The sequence below is a fragment of the Roseovarius sp. genome, from assembly GCF_018066915.1.
Lineage (GTDB): Bacteria > Pseudomonadota > Alphaproteobacteria > Rhodobacterales > Rhodobacteraceae > Roseovarius.
In genome coordinates, this window is sequence record NZ_JAGPVV010000127.1 from 1 (window position 1) to 16,415 (window position 16,415).

Here is a 16,415-nt window from a genome sequence, read left to right on the forward strand (position 1 = left end):
CATCCTCGGGCTTGCCCCGAGGATCTCAGGCGATTTTCGTCCTCCTCGGGCTTGACCCGAGGATCTCAGGTGATTTTCGTCCTCCTCGGGCTTGACCCGAGGATCTCAGGCGGCAAGAGGTCCTCGGGTCAAGCCCGAGGATGACGGGGGTCTACCCCTCGATCCGGCCAAGGTCTGCCGCTTGCAAACAAATGTGCCGGATGCTGCTCAGCAGGTTCAGACGATTGCGGCGGATCACCTGAGACTCGGCATTGACCTGCACGGCGGTAAAGAAGGCGTCAATCGGTGCCCGCAGCGCCGCCATCGCCCCCATCGCGCGCGCGAAATCCTCGGCCTTGAGCGCGCTCGCAATTGCAGGCTCGGCGGTTTCGAGCGCGGCAAAGAGCGCCTTTTCCTCCTCGGTTTCCGCGAATTTCACATCCGCGCCGTAGGAATATTCCACGCCATCCTTTTCCTCGGCTTGGGTGAGGATATTGTTGGCGCGTTTGAAGCCCTGCAACAGGTTCTCGCCATCGTCGGTCTTGAGGAAATCACTGAGCGCGCGGGCGCGGTGGACCAAGAGCGAGAGGTCGTCATTGCCGGGCATGGCCAGACAGGCATCGATCACGTCATGGCGGATGCCTTCTTCCTTGAGGTGGACCTTGAGGCGGTCGTGGAGGAAGGAGAGCAGGTCTTGGGCAATGTTGGTTTGACCAACTTCTAGGATGTCACCCTCAAAAAGCTCAGTCGCATGCTTTAGATCTTGCGGTTTTACAATCTCATCAAGCAATTCACGAGCCTCGGTACTTGCTTCGGACATCTCGCTAATTTGCTCCCAAAGTTCGTCGAAAGGGATGCCCTTAACACGGGCCAAGTCAGCGACCTTTTTCAAGCTGGTAATGTAAGAACTGTTTCCCAACTGAAGAATGTTGGAGAATATCGCCGAATTGAAACTGGTGACCAGTGAACCCCTCACCCCATTCCCCAACATCAACCGAATAACCCCCAAGGCCGCGCGCCTGAGCGCGTAGGGGTCTTTCGAGCCCGTCGGTTTCTCGTCAATCGCCCAGAACCCCGTCAGCGTGTCGATCTTGTCGGCCAGCGCCACCGCCACCGACACCGGCGCGCTTGGCACGGCGTCGCCCGGCCCGAGGGGCGAGTAATGCTCTTGGCAGGCCGCCGCCACCTCTGCGGGCAGCCCCGCCGCCTGCGCGTAATAGCGCCCCATCAAGCCCTGCAATTCGGGGAACTCGCCGACCATGGCGGATTGCAGATCGGCCTTGGCCACCTTTGCCGCCTGTTCCGCCAAATCGGCATCGGCCCCCACAAGCGGCGCGATTTCACGCGCGAGGGCTGCGATACGCGCGATGCGGTCGGCCTGAGAGCCCAGTTTGTTGTGAAAGGTGACATGGGCGAGCCCAGCGCCCATCCCCTCCAACCCCTCGGCCTGAACGGTGCGCAGATCGTTTTCCCAAAAGAATTTGGCATCCGACAGCCGTGCCGCCAGCACCTTTTGGTTGCCCGCCAGAATGGTCGCGCCCTGATCGGCGGTCTCAACATTGGCGACTGTCACAAAGCGTTCGATCCGGCCCGTCTTGGGGTTTTTCACCGAGAAAAACTTTTGATGCTCTTTCATCGAGGTCTGCAACACTTCGGGCGGCAGACCCAGAAACGCCTCGTCAATCCGCCCCATCAGCACCACAGGCCACTCCACCAGCCCCGCCACCTCGGCCAGAAGCCCGCGATCCTCGACCAGTTCCAGCCCCGATGCAAAGGCCTGATTGCTGGCCTCTTGCCAGATATGTTCGGCGCGCTCATTCGCCTCCAGAATGACATGCGCGCGGCGCAGTTTGGCGCGGTAGTCGTCGAACGACGACACGGCAAAGCGCCCCGCGCCCATGAACCGATGCCCCTCGGTCGTATTGCCCGCGCGGATGCCGTCGACGTCGAGATCAACGACCGTCACCTCGCCCGTCTCATCGGTCAGGATGCAGAGGATGGAATGGAGGGGGCGCACCCAACGCAAGGAGCCAGCCCCCCAGCGCATCGACTTGGGCCACGGGAAATTGCGGATGATCTTGTCGAGTTCCTCGGCCACAATCTCGGCCGCCGGGCGACCGGGCTTGGTGATGGTGGCGAAATAGACCTGACCCTTTTTCTCGTCGCGGATTTCAAGCTGATCGCGGCTCAGCCCCGCACCGCGCAAGAAACCTTCGATCGCCTGTTCGGGCGCATCGACGCGCGGGCCTTTGCGCTCTTCTCGGGTGGTCGGGCTTTGGCCGGTCAATCCCTGCACGGTCAGCGCCAACCGCCGGGGCGTGGAAAACGCCGCAGCGCCCGCATAGGTCAGGCCAGCCTCAACCAGCGCCTCGGTCAGGCGCGCGCGCAGGTCCTCGGCGGCCTTCGTCTGCATCCGTGCCGGGATTTCCTCGGAGAAGAGTTCGATCAAGAGGTCAGGCATGGCTCAGTATCCTTGGGGCGGTTCGGGGCAATCATCGGGCGCGGGCTGTCCGTCAAACACCACCTCGCCGCAGCGGTTGATCTGATGCCAGACATAGCCGCGCCCGTCCTCGGTGATGGCGACCACGCGGTCGACGCCGTAAATCACGTCACGCTGGCCCAGAAACGCCAGCGCGCGGCCCTCTTCCAGCGCCAGACCAATCGCCTGCGCATCGTAGCAGTCGAACCACTCGGGCGCGGTTAACGGCTCTGCGCGCTCGTAAATCTCATAGGTTTCGCTCAGCAGCGCATGGCTCATCGGGGTGGTGAAACAGGCGCGATAGCGGATCGGGCTGCTGTTGGCGTCAATGGCGGTAAAGCCGTCGTAGAGCACCGGTTCGGGCGCGCCCGTGACCAAGGAGGTCAAAAGCACGTCATTGCTGCCATCCGCCGCCACCTCTTCGTAAAAGTGATAGACTTGCAGATAATACATGGCCGCACCGGCCACCAATGCCGAAATCAAAATCGCCCCCGCCAAAAACTTGCCCATTATGCCGCCTGCCCCCCTGCCTCTGTCTGCACAAAGGCATCGGCGCATTGCTTGGCCAGCGCCCGCACCCGCCCGATATAGGCCTGTCGCTCGGTCACGGATATGACGCCGCGCGCGTCGAGCAAGTTGAAGAGATGGCTCGCCTTGATACATTGATCATAAGCGGGATGTGCCATGATGATCCGTTTGCCGGTCTTGGGGTCCACCGCCTCTTGTGCGAGGATGGCCTGACATTCGGCCTCGGCCTCTTCAAAGTGGCGCAAGAGAACGTCCGTATTGGCCACGTCGAAATTCCAGCGGCTGTATTCTTCCTCGGTCTGGCGAAAGACATCGCCATATGTCAGCGGAATTGGCGCAGCGGGATCGTTGAAGGGCATGTCCATCACATGATCAATGCCCAGCACATACATCGCCAGACGCTCCAGCCCATAGGTCAACTCGCCCGACACCGGCGCGCAATCATGCCCGCCGACCTGCTGGAAATAAGTGAATTGCGACACTTCCATGCCGTCGCACCAGACCTCCCATCCCAGCCCCCAAGCGCCGAGTGTGGGGCTCTCCCAGTCATCCTCGACAAAGCGGATGTCATGCAGCGCCATGTCGAAGCCGATGGCGCGCAGGCTGCCAAGGTAGAGGTCCTGCATATCGGGCGGGCTGGGTTTGATCAGCACCTGATACTGGTAATAATGCTGGAGGCGATTGGGGTTTTCGCCATAGCGCCCATCGGTGGGGCGGCGCGAGGGCTGCACATAGGCCGCAGCCCAAGGCTTTGATCCCAAAGAGCGCAGCGTGGTCGCAGGGTGAAAGGTGCCAGCCCCCACTTCCATGTCATAGGGCTGCATCATGGCACAGCCCTGAGCGGCCCAATAGGCCTGAAGCCGCAGGATGATCTCCTGAAAGCTGCGCGGTTTGTCGGTCCTGTCGCTCATGCCTGACCCCAATGCTGCCCCTGATTTGCCGCCCTTACCTAGGCCGGGGGCGCGGCAGGGTCAATCGGGCGTTTGGCACCCGCAACAGCGCACAAACCCCGAAGTTTTCGAGTGCATCGCCGCGCAATTTTGATAAAACGCCCAAAAGGTCTGAATGACCGTCATCACGACAGAATTTAGGGAAACTTATGGCGCGTATCTTACTGGGGTTCATATTTGCGGTTTTCATGGCGCTGTCTGCGGCGCGCGCGCAAGAGGAACCAGTGGTCTGGGTTCAGATCGAGGCCCAGCCAAGCCTGAACGAGGCACAGACCGCCACCCGCCGCTATGCAGCGACCCTCGCGGATGTGAATGGCTTTGCGCTTGGAGGGGGGTGGTATGCCATCGCCCTTGGGCCCTACCGGCGCGAAGAGGCAGAGCGTGTGCTTCAGGTCTACCGCGCCGAGGGTGTGATCGCGCGCGACAGCTATATTGCCGAGAGCAGCGATTACCAGCAACAGTTCTGGCCCATCGGGGCAAATCTGCTGGAGGGTCCCGCCGCCCCCGCTCTCACGGCACCGGCCACCTCAGAACCGACCACCTCAGAACCGGCCACCTCAGCGCCGGCCCTCGCAACACCGGACAGCCCGCCGGTCGTCGCGGTGGACCCCGCGCCTGCACCAATCCCCGAACAACCCGACGAAACCCTGCGCGAAGCCCGCGAAAGTGAGAGCCTGCTCGACCGCGAAGACCGCGCCGCGTTGCAGGAAGCAATGAAATGGGCCGGTGTCTATGACGGGGCCATCGACGCGGCCTTTGGCCAAGGCACCCGCGCCGCCATGGCCCGTTGGCAGACCGAGAACGGGTTCGAGGCGACCGGCGTCTTGACCACCCGGCAGCGGGCGGAATTGCTGAGCCAGTTCAATGCGGTGTTCGACGGTCTTGGCCTCGAGGTGGTGCGCGACAATGCCACCGGCATCGCCATGGAATTGCCGACCGCCGTGGTGGGTTTTGACCGCTACGAGCCGCCTTTCGCGCATTTCAACGCGACAGGCGACATCGACGCGCGCGTTCTCCTGATCAGTCAGACTGGCGACCGCACCACACTGACGGGGCTCTATGACATCATGCAGACGCTGGCGATCGTGCCCGAGAATGGTCCGCGCAGTCTTGAGGGTGACAGCTTTACCCTGATTGGCGAAGGGGCTTTGCAGATTTCGCACACGCAGGTCTGGTTGCGCGATGGCGAGATCAAGGGCTTTACCCTTGTCTGGCCCGCCGGGGACGAGGCCCGTCGCAATCGCCTCTTGGGGCGGATGCAGGACAGCTTTGAGTGGTTGCCGGGCACGCTCGATCCGGCCGAAGGCAGCGGGGCGCAGGATATCGACCTGATCTCGGGTCTGGAAATCCGCAAGCCAAAACAGGCGCGCTCCGGGTTTTATGTCGATGCAAGCGGCGCTGTGCTGACCACCGCCGAGGCGGTGGCCGGGTGTGGGCGGATCACCATCGACGAAAGCTATGAGGCCGAAGTCGTGCTGAGCGATGCCGCACTGGGCGTGGCGATCCTGCGCCCGCGCCTGCCTCTGGCCCCCCTGCGCGTGGCGGCCTTTCAAGAGGTGACACCGCGTTTGCTGAGCGATGTGGCGGTTGCGGGCTATTCCTATGGCGGTCTTTTGGGCGCGCCCACCGTCACCTTTGGCCAATTGGCCGAGTTGCAGGGGTTGAACGGCGAGGCGCATCTCAAGCGGCTTGCCCTGACGGCGCTTGAGGGCGATGCCGGGGGTCCGGTGCTTGATGCCGGGGGGGCGGTGTTGGGCATGTTGCTGACACGGGCACAAGATGGCCGCGCCCTGCCAGAAGAGGTCAGCTTTGCCGCCACCAACGGCGCGCTCCAAGAGCTGCTGACGCGCGGTGGCATAACCCCGCGGCTGACCTCGGATCAGGATCGCCTGTCGGCTGAGGCGCTGACGGATCAGGCGGGAGAACTGACCGTTCTGGTCAGTTGCTGGGAATGACCAAGGGGTGAGGCGGGGTGGGATCGGCCTGCGCCCTACTCGCCCTTGATCTGCACCGAAAAACTGCGCTGCGCCCCCGAGGGCGGAGCGGGGAATGGCGCGGCGCGTTCGACCACGGTCAAGGCCGCGCGGTCTAGCCGGGTCGAGCCCGAGGAACGCGCGACGCGCACCGAGGCCAGACGCCCCCCCTCAGAAATCGAGAACTTCACGAGCGCCACACCCCGCGTGTCGGTGCGGGGGCGCGGCACGCGCGCGAGATGGCGCATCACCTGACCGGGATAGGTGCTGGCGGCGGCATTGCCCGCAGCCGTTCTCTGGCTTGGGCGGTCGCGCCCTTGCCGCGCGGCGGAGGCGGTCTCGTGGCCCGTCATACTGCCGCGGGTGGCGGTCTGATCCGCGTTGCTGCCCGCATTGCCCCGCGTCAGGGGCTTTGGTTTGCGGTCTGGTGCGCGGTCTGGCGTGGCCTGCGCCGTGACATTTGCCGGGCGCGCCATGGGGCGACGCGAGACCTGAAGTCTCGTCTCGGCATTGGCTTGGGCGGTGGTCTGCGGCGGCGGCGCGGGGGCGGCAAGCGCCGCTTGCACCGCTGGGGCCAGTGCGCGCGGTGGGGGGTCCGCGGCCTCTATGACGGGCTGCGGCGCGGATGGCTCTGCGACCTCGGGCTGTGTCGGGCGGAGAGTGTCCTCTGCTCTCACGGTCGGTGTGACGGTTTCCTCTGACACCGGCTGCGCCGCACCGGCCACCATATCGGCAAAGCTCGCGCCCAGCATGACCTCGGTTGCACCAGCCCCACCTTCGAGCGCCGCGCGCGCCTGCGGGGCAGAGACCCACACCCCCGCGCCATGCAGCCCAAGCGCCGTAACTGCGCAAACCGACAACACAAAACGCGAAGCGCGGATCATGGCAGCCCCCGTTCCGTGACCATCACCACCCGCCCCGCCCCCGCCCGGCGCAGCGCCTCGCCCAGCCGCAGCAAATCCGCCGCGGGAAGGGCGGCATCGGGCACAAGGCGCAGGGTGGCACGCGCCTCTTCGGGCAGCGCCGCAACGTAGGCGACGGCATCCGGCTGGGGCAGGCCCCGATAGATCATCCTCCCATCGGCATGGACCACCAGCGCATCGGGAGGGGCGCGCCCTTCCAGATCTTCGGTGCGCACCAGCCGCAAATCGCCCTCCAGCGGCGGGGCCAGCGTGGCGGCGGCCATGAAGAAGATCAGCATCAGGAACACGATGTTGATGAGCGCAATCGTGGGCTCACGGCGGGAACGGTTCGCGGTCATGACGGCACCAGAACCTGCACCGAGAGGTGCGGGATACCGCGCAGGGCCACCAGCAGATCGGTCAGACGCTGCGCTGTGACACCCGCAGCGGTGCTGACCAGCACGCGGCTGTCGCCCTTGGCCAGTGGCGCAATCGCCGCGGCCAACCCATCGAGCGGCACCGCGCGCGCGTTGAGACGCAGCTCGTCCGCGCGCAATTGCAGGAAAATAGGGCGCGCCTCGGACACCGCCTGCCCCTGCCCCGCCGTGGCCAGATCCACCTCGGAAAATTGCGCAAAGGTCGAAGAGAGCATGAAGAAGAGAAGCAAGAGGAAAATCACGTCGATGAGCGAGGTGAGCGACAGCTTGCGCCGCTGGAACCCGGCCCTAGCCATGTGCGGGCACCGCCCGACCCTGTGACGTGACCAAGGGCGCGCCCTGCCCGTCTGGCCCCAGCACCACGCTCAGCGCGTGATCGGCCAGCGCGCGCTCTTCAGCCATCCGCGCCTCGAACCACGACAGCACGACCGAGGCGGGCATCGCCACCGCCAAACCCGCGGCGGTGGTCAAGAGCGCCACCCAGATCCCCCCCGCCAAGAGCGACGGATCGACCTGTGATCCGGCGGATTGCAGCGCCTGAAACGCCTCGATCATGCCCAGCACCGTGCCGAAAAGCCCCAAGAGCGGCGCCACCTGCGCCACCATGTCGAGAAAGCGAAAACCGCGTTCAAGCCGGGCAAACCGTGCCTCGGCCTCGGCCATCAGCCGCCGCGTGGCGGCGCCGTCCTGCGGATCGGCGGCAAAGGCGCGGGCCATTACCGGAGCCAGATAGCTCTGCGAGGTTGCAAGCGTCTGGCGCGCGGCAGGGGCTGCACCCCGGTCCCATTCGGCCACCGCCGCGCGCAGCGCACGGTGCCGCCCCACGCCAGAGGCGCGAAACTGCCAGAGTTTGTAGAGAATGACCGCGAGCGTCGCCACCGAGAGCGCGGCGCTGATCGCAATCACAGGCCCGCCCATGGCAATCAGCCCCTGAAACCGCTCGATCATGGTTTCGGCCCCGCTCATCCTGTCACCTCGATGCCGGTGTCCGACGAGAGGCGCAGCGCCGCCAGACAGGCACCGGGGGCTATCCCGGCCCCGTCACAGGTGCCGATGCCGTTGATCAACACGCCGCTGATCCCGTCACAGCCCTGCCCCGCCAGATCAAATTGCCGCACGCGCGGGCGCCCCTCGGGCAGCGCGCCAAAATCAAAGAGCGTCAGGCTGGCCACCCGCCCCGCCGCGTCAAAAAGAACCGCTTCGGCCACCAGCCGCTCCAGCGCCGCACCCAGATCATTGCGCAGCACGAAAGTCAGGCGGCACCCGCCCGCCTCGGTGGTCTCTTGGCTGTTGAGGGTGAGCGCAAGCGCAGGGGCCGTGCTCTCTTGCGCCAGCGCCGGGGTCGCCCCGCCGAAGAAAGCGGCTGCAAGGCAGAAAATGCAGAGGCGAGATGCCATCATGGAATGCTCCTCTCCCTCTGTCGTCAGAGGGGATGGGAACCGCATGGCTGGCACGGGGCTGGCACGGGATAAGGTGAATCGCGCCGGTCTGGCGCGGGGGTTGCCGCGGTTTTGCCGGAGTTGACTGAAAGAGTCAAGTTTGCCGTGACAGGCCTGTCACTCTTTGGGCTGGCCTTTAGTCTGCGACCCTGATGGCGCGGGTTGGCCCTGCGGCGGCTGGCCCTTGCCCGCCTGCTCTTGCTGCCCGGCCCCTGCCCGTGCCGCCTGAAGCGATTGCAGGCCGCGGTGGCGGGCCTGACAGGTGTCGCATTCCGCTTGCGGCGCAACAGGCCCCTCTTGGGAGGCACCACCAGAGGCCGCGCAGAGCAGGACCGCGAGCAGCAGGCGTGCCGTCATGCGGGCGCGGGCGTTGAGGCGAGGTAGCGCTCAAGCGGCACATAAGACTGCGTGTCACCGGCATTTTCCAGCGCTAGGTATTCGAGAGCGGCCACCTCATGCTCGGTCAGGAACCGCAGGCGCGGCTGATCCGCCTCTGGCCCCATCGCCTCGAGCGCCTCGAAGGCCGCGAGATAGGCGGGGTATGTGCGGGTCATCTCATCGACCAGCCCTGCCCATGTGGCGGGCGCGCGGCGCGCCTGTTCATGACCGCTTGCGGTCAGGCTCTCGACCGACCGGGGCGAGAGGGCATACTGCGCGATGAGCGGTGCGACACCCTGGGCCGCGTGGCGCTCGACCTCGGCCAAGAGCATCAGGCGCTTGTGCTGTGCAGGATCGGGAAAGCGACGGGCGAGGCCCGCAAAATAGGCCTCCCCCTCGATCTCCTCCTCGTAATAGAGCAAGAGTTTGGCAAGATAGGTTTGGTCGGGTTGGGTCATATCGGCTGTTCTCCACTCGTCTATCCAGCACCACCGGGCGCGCCCACGTCGATCCGGTCGTGTTTCATCGGCAGGTCGGGATCAACCGGAGCGTCTAATTCCTGCGCATAGCGATGCCCGGCATGAACCGCCGCCGCGATGATTGCCGGGGCCTCGCAATCACCGATGCGCGTGAGGGTGAAGGGCAGCGGACCGGCCAAGGCGCGCAGATCTTGGTATAGCCCATCCTCGGGACGCCGCGCGCTGACCATCACGAGATGGGTGGCAGGCAGGATCAACTCTGCCCCGCCATAGGCGCAAGGCAGGACGACCGCGCGCCCGTCAAAGCCCGCAATCTCGCGCGCAGGCTCGAACCGGACGCCAAGGCCTTGCAGATGGCTTCGCACCCGCCAGCGTTCGGCGGTATTGCCCGCCCAGCGCGACAGGCTGTCGTCGGGGGTGGTCAGGGTCACGTCAAGCCCCGCCGCGCGCAGACGCTCGGCCAGAACGCCGCCCATGTAATAGCCATCGCCGTCATAGACCACGGTCGGCCCATCGGGCAGGCGACCCGCCATGATATCTTCGGGCGTGAGGATATGCGCCTCTGCCGCGCCCTCGGCCACGGACTGAAACACCTCACCGTCAAAGACGTCCTTGCGCCAGTGCGCGCCGGTGGCGATGGCCACGTGATCCGCGCCCACTTCCAGCACGTCCTGCGCCGTCAGGCGGCTTTCGCGGAAAATCTCGACATTGGGCATGTCGCGCAAGGCCTGCTCGCGGTAGTCGCGCACGCGGATATATTCGCGCATCCCCGGCAAAGACGCTTCGCGCAGAACGCGCCCGCCCAGATCGCGCGTGGCCTCGGCCAGCGTCACGCGGTAGCCGCGTGCGCCCAGTGCGCGTGCCGCCTCCAGCCCCGCCGGTCCGGCCCCGACGATCAGCACATGCGCCGCGCTGCCCTGTGGCGCGATGCGTTCGGGATGCCAGCCGCGTCGCCATTCCTCGCCCATGGTGGGGTTTTGCGTGCAGCGGATCGGCACGCCCAGACTGTCGCCGGAATAGCAGATATTGCAGCCGATACATTCCCGGATCGCCCCAAGCCGCCCCTCGGCAATCTTGCGCGGCAGGAACGGGTCGGCAATCGACGGGCGCGCGGCCCCGATGAAATCGACGATGCCGCGCCGCACCTGAGCGGCCATGGTATCGGGCGAGGTGAAACGGCCGACGGTGACAACGGGCTTGGACGTTACCGATTTCACCCATGTCATGTAAGGTTCGAGGGCACCTTCCTTGACAAAGCGCGACACGCCCATTTCGAGCGAATAATCGGCGATGTTGATATCCCAGAGATCGGGCAATTCGGCCAGCATCGCGAACATCTCACGCCGCTCGCCCCAGAGCGGATCCCCGTCGCTGCCCACCTCTTCATCCGCCGCGAACCGCACCGCCACGGCGCAGCGGTCGCCGACCGCCTCCTTGGTCTCGGCGATCAGTTCGCGCACCAGCCGCACCCGGTTTTCAAGGCTGCCGCCGTACTCGTCACCCCGCGTGTTGATGCGCGGATTGAGGAAATTCGAGATCAGATAGCCGTGGGTGGCATAGACATAAACGATGTCAAAGCCTGCATCACGGGCACGCAGGGCGGCGCGTTTGTGCCAATGGCGGAACTGGCGGATATCGGATTTGTCCATGGCGCGGGTCTGATAGGGATGCCCCGCGAGATTGGGCACAGACCCCAGATCCATCGGCGGCAGCCGCGTCATCATGTTGGGCGTGCGCGCGCCGCCATACCAAAGCTCTGCCCCGGCCAGTGCCCCATGTTCATGCACCGCCTCGGTCATCAGGGCATGGGCGCGCACGTCGCTCTCGTCCCAGAGCGAGGCGGACGGGTGCGGCAGGTCATCGGAGGTGGGGTGGATGGAATTATACTCGGTGCAGACCACGCCCCAGCCGCCCTCGGCCTTGACGCCCCGCATGGCGGCAAGCGTGCGCGGGCGCATCCAGCCCATGCCGGTGCAGTGGGGCACCTGATAGAAGCGGTTGGGGGCCGTGACCGGGCCGATGCGGACCGGCTCGAAGAGGATGTCGTGGCTTGGCTCTCGGCTCATCTGCGGCGTTCCATCTGGACCGGCTCATTCGTTGCCTCATCCTGCGGCATCTCGAAATGCCGGGGAAAGGCGAGGGCCAGATAGGCCTGAACCTTGGCCCGCGCCGCGTCGCGGTCAAAGGTGTCGGGATACATCAGGATATTGAGCCAGAGCCCGTCATAGAGCCCCTCGAGTGTATGCGCGATGGTATCGACCGGCGGGCCGGAATACCCGCCTTCGCGCGCGATGTCGCGGCAAAGGCGTTTCGAGAGGGCAAAGCGTTCATTGTCGAGCGCATCCACCAGCGCACGATAGACCGTGCGCCGCCCGCCTTCGCCAAAGAACGCATACCAGACCGCGAGTTTTCTCGGCGTGCAGATCTTGGGATCGAAATGCGAGTCCACGATTGCCAGAAGTTTCTCGCGCGCACTCAGCCCCGCATCGCCATAGGCGCGCCGCCAATGGTCATGATGCTCGCGCGCAAGAAACTTGAGCGTTTCCTCCAGCAGGTTCTGCTTGCTCTGAAAGTGAAAATTGACCAGCCCGATGGAAAGACCCGCAATTTCCGTGACCGTCGACATTGTGGTGCCCGCAATTCCATATCTGGCAATGGAATCGATGGTGGCCTCGATCAACTGCCTGCGCCGGACCTGCCGGGGTTCGGTGCGGCGGGGCTTGTCGGGGGCGGCGGCGGGCGATGGTGCGGTCTCTTGCATGGGCATGTCGGGGTTTGCGCCGTTGCGCGGCCTGCCCCTCTCCTTATGATCAGTCGGTGTCGAGAATGACGATGGCCTCAGGTGCCCACGAGAGCCAGAGCACCTGACCCTCTGGCACATCCTGCGCGTCCCTCTGGCGATGGGTGTTGGGCGCAGAGACCGCGACCGGCTCTGCCTTGCCGGGAAGGCTCAGGTAATACTGGCTGCGCTCGCCCATATAGGCCGCCGTACGCAAGCGTCCTTCGACCGCAAGCCCGATGTCGGGTCTGACCGGCGAGAGGCTGAATTTCTCAGGCCTGAGGCCGATCTGCACCGGCGCGCCCTCGGGTTTCGTTAGCCGTGCCGTGGGCATCGGGATCGTGCCCAGACCCTCGGCCTCGATGGCCGCCATTCCAGAGCCATTGCGCCGCACGATGCCGCGAAAGAAATTCATGGTGCCGATGAAACTGGCCACCTCACGCGTGCGCGGTGCCTCGTAGAGGGCTGCGGGCGTATCTACCTGCAACACCCTGCCCCCGGACATGACCGCGATCCGGTCCGAGAGGGTCAGCGCCTCTTCCTGATCATGGGTGACAAAGACAAAGGTGATGCCGACCTGCCGCTGCAAGGCGCGCAACTCTAGCTGCATCTGCTCGCGCAACTGCTTGTCGAGCGCGCCCAGAGGCTCGTCGAGCAACAGCACCTTGGGCCGCAGGATGAGCGCGCGCGCCAAGGCGATGCGTTGGCGCTGACCCCCCGAAAGCTCGTTGGCCTTGCGGTTGCCATAGCCCGGCAGCTTGATCAGGTCGAGCATGTCCTCGACCATCTCGGCGCGGCGGGCGGGCGTCAGTTTCTGTTTGCGCAGGCCGTAGGCGATATTGTCGCGCACGTTGAGATGCGGGAAAATCGCATAGCTCTGAAACACCATATTGACCGGGCGATGGTGCGGCGGCACGTCCGACATCGGTTGGTCGTCGATGAAAATCTCGCCCGTCGTGGGGGATTCGAACCCCGCCAGCATCCGCAAGAGCGTGGTCTTGCCACAGCCCGAGGCCCCGAGCAGCGAAAAGAACTCGCCCTGACGGATATCCATGGAAATCTCGTCAATGGCCCGAAAGGCACCAAAGGATTTGCTGACATTGCGGATCGAAATGAAGCGGTCGGCGGGGGTCATGCCTGATCCTCCAACCCTTTGCGCCCGACCCATTGCGCCAGAAACACAAGGGCGAATGACACGAAGAGGATCAGCGCCGCCATGGCCAATACCGAGGGGAATTCCTTGGGAAAGCGCAATTGCCCCCAGATATACATGGGCAGCGTCGGATCGGTGCCGGTCAGAAAAAACGCCATGATGAACTCGTCAAACGAGATGGTGAAGGTCAACAAGAGGCTCGCCACGATCCCCGGCATGACCATCGGAAAGGTCACGCGCCAAAAGGTCCACCAGCCGTTTTCCCCCAGATCGGCCGAGGCCTCTTCGATCGAGGGATCGAACCCCTCAAAACGCGGCAAGAGCGTGGCCACGGCAAAGGGCAGGCAGATGATGAGATGCCCAAGACCCACCGTATAGAGCGAGAGCGGCACGCCCATCCGGCTGAGTAGCACCAAGAGCGCCACCCCAAAGATAATGCCGGGAATGACCAGCGGCATCATGATGAAGGTCACAAGCGCGCCCTTGCCCCGCATCCGGGTGCGGGTGATCGCGCGCGCCGCCATCACCCCCAGCACGGTCGAGATGACCGAGACCACCAGCCCCACCTTGACGCTGTTCCAGAGCGCATTCCACACCGGCTCCCGCGTCCAAAGCTCGCCATACCATTTGACGGTAAAGCTCTGCAGCGGAAAGCGGACATAGATGGAGTCGTTGAAACTGAAGAGCGGAATAAAGAGCACCGGCACATAAAGCACGATCAAAAACAGCACCGCGTAGAGTTGCAGCGGCCGGTTGGGGCGATTGATATAGCTGCTCATGTGATCCGCTCCTGCACCTTGCGGGTGACGACGAGAAAGACCAGCGCCAGGGCCGCAATCCAGAGCATCAGGACAATCGACAGCGTGGCCCCCATCGGCCAGTTGTTGACCGCCCCGAATTGCAACTGGATGAGATTGCCGATCATCGCCCCATCTGGCCCACCCAAGAGCGCGGGCGTGATGTAATCGCCGGTGGTGGGGATAAAGATCAGGAACGAGGCCGCGATCACCCCCGGCATCGACAAGGGCAGCGTCACGCGAAAGAACCGCGCAACCGGCCCATCGCCCAGATCGGTCGCGGCCTCGAGGAGCGAGCGGTCGATCTTTTCCAGCGACACATAGAGCGGCAGGATGGCAAAGGCGGCCCAGGCATGGGCCAGCGTGATGATCACCGCCGTGGGGCTATAGAGCAGGAAACTGAGCGGCGCCTCGATCAACCCTGCCGACATCAGCCCGGAATTGATCACGCCCTCATACCCGAGGATCACCTTCCACGCGAAGACCCGCAAGAGATAGCTGGTCCAGAATGGCAGGGTCATCAGGATGATCCACATCATCTTGTTTCTGTGGACATGGAAGGCCACGTAATAGGCCATCGGATAGCACAAGAGCACCGTGACCGCCGTGGCCACCCCGGAAATCCAGAAGGACCGCAGCATCAGCGTGCCATAAATCGGCTCGTTCCAGCTTCGGGCGTAGTTGGCGAGCGTGAGGGTGGTGTCAAAGCCAAAGCCCGCCCGGGTCCAGAGGCTGATCACCAGCAGGATGCCAAAGGGCACCACGATGCCCAAGGTCATGATGAGAAGCGTTGGCGACATCATCAGATAGGCGCGCGCGCTCTCGCTGCGGCGCAAAAGGCGCAGGAAAGCAGAGCCGGAGGCGCGCGGCGGCCCGTCCGCTGTCCGGCGTTTCGGCAAAGAGGTTTCGGCCATTCCTGCGTGCTCTCCTCTGGGCGCGGATCAAAAAGCCCGCCCGCTGGGGCGGACGGGCGGTGCGGGCGGGGTTAGAACCCGGCCTTGATCTGCTCGAAGAGCTCGTTCATCTGGGTTTCCCATTCCTGCGTCTGCGGCTGCTGGAAATGCCCTGCTTGCAGGATCTCGACCGGCTTTTTGCTCAGGCCCAGCCCCGCCAGCGTTTCTTCGTCGAACTTGTCGAACGCCTTGCTGTTGGAATGGCCATAGCCCCAGTCGTTGATCATGAAATGCCCGGTCTCGACGCTGAGCAGCGAGTCGATCACGTCATAGGCGCGGTCGAGATTGGGCGCGTCCTTGTGGATCATCACGCCGCAGACCCATGTCAGCGCGCCCTCCTTGGGCTTGGCGAACTTGACCGGAATACCCTCGGCCTGAAGCAGCACGGCCGAGCTGTTCCAGGTCATCGAGGCCACCATTTCCCCGGCGGAAAGCGCCTGTTCCAGCGTGGTCGTGTCGTCGGTATAGAGCCGGATCAGCGGGCGCTGTTCCCGCATCACGGCGGCGATTTTGTCAAAGGCTTCGGGCGTGTCGATGCTGGCGAAATCCACCCCCGCCTTGATCGCCCCACACCACCACGCATCCCCGCCCGAGGCCAGTGACCCCAGCCGCCCGGAATAGCGCTCGTCCCAGAGGATATCCCAGCTTTCCTCGCCCTCCAACTCCACAAGGTCTGTGCGATAAGTGACAGAGGTTTGCCCCCAATCAAACGGCGCCATCCAGACCTTGCCCGCCTCGGCATCATTGCCCGGCAGATCGACAAGTTCCGGAATGACGTCGCCCCAATGGGCCACGCGACCGGTGTCAATCGGCTGGAATAGCCCCGTCTGCACCCAGCGCGGCATCGACTGGTTGCAGGGGTGCGAGACATCGACGACAAAGCCACCGCGCATCTTGGTCAGTGCCTCTTCAGAGCCGCCGAAAATGGCGAAATTCGGCAGCGCGCCGTTCTTTTCCTGATAGGGACCAAAGAGTTCGGGGATGTCATAGCCCCCCCAGGTGAAATAGGTGGCCTGATCACCCTCGGCGGCACGTGCACGCCGCGCAGGCAGCGGCACCGTGGTCAGTGCTACCCCCGCCGCCAGCAACCCTTTGGTGAATTTCCGACGGCTGAGCTTGCCTTGGCGCACAGCGCCCAGTTGGTCCAGAATGTCCATGTGGTCCCAGTCTCCCCTGTTGGCGCGGGCCC

Annotated in this window: 17 protein-coding genes; 1 reads left to right on the forward strand and 16 read right to left on the reverse strand. The window is 64.3% G+C overall.

Going from position 1 to position 16,415, the window contains the following annotated elements:
- Positions 1 to 151: 151 nt before the first annotated feature.
- From glyS to KBT70_RS06890, 3 genes are read right to left on the reverse strand one after another with little or no spacing between them, the layout of a single operon-like run.
- The gene (glyS, locus tag KBT70_RS06880; RefSeq protein ID WP_296630273.1) at positions 152 to 2,440 is read right to left on the reverse strand and encodes a glycine--tRNA ligase subunit beta; all 2,289 of its coding nucleotides are present in this window, start codon (positions 2,438 to 2,440) and stop codon (positions 152 to 154) included.
- Between the two features lie 3 nt (positions 2,441 to 2,443).
- Positions 2,444 to 2,968, reverse strand: a complete 525-nt coding sequence (locus KBT70_RS06885; RefSeq protein ID WP_296630276.1) for a DUF6446 family protein — start codon at positions 2,966 to 2,968, stop codon at positions 2,444 to 2,446.
- On the reverse strand, positions 2,968 to 3,897 hold the full coding sequence (locus KBT70_RS06890) for a glycine--tRNA ligase subunit alpha (RefSeq protein ID WP_296630282.1): 930 nt from the start codon (positions 3,895 to 3,897) through the stop codon (positions 2,968 to 2,970). The genes KBT70_RS06885 and KBT70_RS06890 overlap by 1 nt, the downstream gene beginning before the upstream one ends.
- A 188-nt stretch (positions 3,898 to 4,085) precedes the next feature.
- Between KBT70_RS06890 and KBT70_RS06895 the strand changes: the two genes are divergently transcribed.
- Entirely contained in the window at positions 4,086 to 5,891 is a 1,806-nt protein-coding gene (locus KBT70_RS06895) for a serine protease (protein ID WP_296630286.1), read from the forward strand.
- Positions 5,892 to 5,926: 35 nt separating this feature from the next.
- On the opposite strand, the gene KBT70_RS06900 is transcribed toward KBT70_RS06895, so the two are convergent.
- The 13 genes from KBT70_RS06900 to KBT70_RS06960 form a co-directional block, all read right to left on the reverse strand.
- Positions 5,927 to 6,793, reverse strand: coding sequence for an energy transducer TonB (locus tag KBT70_RS06900; protein WP_296630288.1), 867 nt, complete (start codon positions 6,791 to 6,793; stop codon positions 5,927 to 5,929).
- Positions 6,790 to 7,170: a biopolymer transporter ExbD gene (locus KBT70_RS06905; RefSeq protein WP_296630292.1), complete on the reverse strand. Its 381-nt coding sequence runs from the start codon at positions 7,168 to 7,170 to the stop codon at positions 6,790 to 6,792. Before KBT70_RS06905 ends, KBT70_RS06900 begins: the two co-directional genes overlap by 4 nt.
- Complete coding sequence (locus tag KBT70_RS06910; protein WP_296630294.1) at positions 7,167 to 7,544, reverse strand: biopolymer transporter ExbD; 378 nt, start codon at positions 7,542 to 7,544, stop codon at positions 7,167 to 7,169. Before KBT70_RS06910 ends, KBT70_RS06905 begins: the two co-directional genes overlap by 4 nt.
- Positions 7,537 to 8,214 carry a MotA/TolQ/ExbB proton channel family protein gene (locus KBT70_RS06915; protein WP_296630297.1) on the reverse strand — a complete coding sequence of 226 codons (678 nt, stop codon included), beginning with the start codon at positions 8,212 to 8,214 and terminating at the stop codon, positions 7,537 to 7,539. The genes KBT70_RS06910 and KBT70_RS06915 overlap by 8 nt, the downstream gene beginning before the upstream one ends.
- A complete protein-coding gene (locus tag KBT70_RS06920; RefSeq protein ID WP_296630301.1) occupies positions 8,211 to 8,648 on the reverse strand; it encodes a hypothetical protein in 438 nt (145 codons plus the stop codon). Before KBT70_RS06920 ends, KBT70_RS06915 begins: the two co-directional genes overlap by 4 nt.
- 156 nt (positions 8,649 to 8,804) lie before the next feature.
- Positions 8,805 to 9,044, reverse strand: a complete 240-nt coding sequence (locus KBT70_RS06925; protein WP_296630306.1) for a hypothetical protein — start codon at positions 9,042 to 9,044, stop codon at positions 8,805 to 8,807.
- Complete coding sequence (locus KBT70_RS06930; protein WP_296630309.1) at positions 9,041 to 9,523, reverse strand: hypothetical protein; 483 nt, start codon at positions 9,521 to 9,523, stop codon at positions 9,041 to 9,043. The genes KBT70_RS06925 and KBT70_RS06930 overlap by 4 nt, the downstream gene beginning before the upstream one ends.
- A gap of 20 nt (positions 9,524 to 9,543) precedes the next feature.
- Positions 9,544 to 11,610 carry an FAD-dependent oxidoreductase gene (locus KBT70_RS06935; RefSeq protein ID WP_296630313.1) on the reverse strand — a complete coding sequence of 689 codons (2,067 nt, stop codon included), beginning with the start codon at positions 11,608 to 11,610 and terminating at the stop codon, positions 9,544 to 9,546.
- Complete coding sequence (locus KBT70_RS06940) at positions 11,607 to 12,311, reverse strand: TetR family transcriptional regulator C-terminal domain-containing protein (RefSeq protein WP_296630316.1); 705 nt, start codon at positions 12,309 to 12,311, stop codon at positions 11,607 to 11,609. The genes KBT70_RS06935 and KBT70_RS06940 overlap by 4 nt, the downstream gene beginning before the upstream one ends.
- A 43-nt stretch (positions 12,312 to 12,354) precedes the next feature.
- Entirely contained in the window at positions 12,355 to 13,458 is a 1,104-nt protein-coding gene (locus KBT70_RS06945; RefSeq protein WP_296630319.1) for an ABC transporter ATP-binding protein, read from the reverse strand.
- A complete protein-coding gene (locus tag KBT70_RS06950) occupies positions 13,455 to 14,255 on the reverse strand; it encodes an ABC transporter permease (protein ID WP_296630322.1) in 801 nt (266 codons plus the stop codon). Before KBT70_RS06950 ends, KBT70_RS06945 begins: the two co-directional genes overlap by 4 nt.
- Complete coding sequence (locus KBT70_RS06955; protein WP_296630325.1) at positions 14,252 to 15,187, reverse strand: ABC transporter permease; 936 nt, start codon at positions 15,185 to 15,187, stop codon at positions 14,252 to 14,254. Before KBT70_RS06955 ends, KBT70_RS06950 begins: the two co-directional genes overlap by 4 nt.
- 71 nt (positions 15,188 to 15,258) lie before the next feature.
- Positions 15,259 to 16,415: extracellular solute-binding protein (locus tag KBT70_RS06960; RefSeq protein WP_363270228.1), on the reverse strand; the 1,157-nt coding region annotated here is incomplete at its 5' end.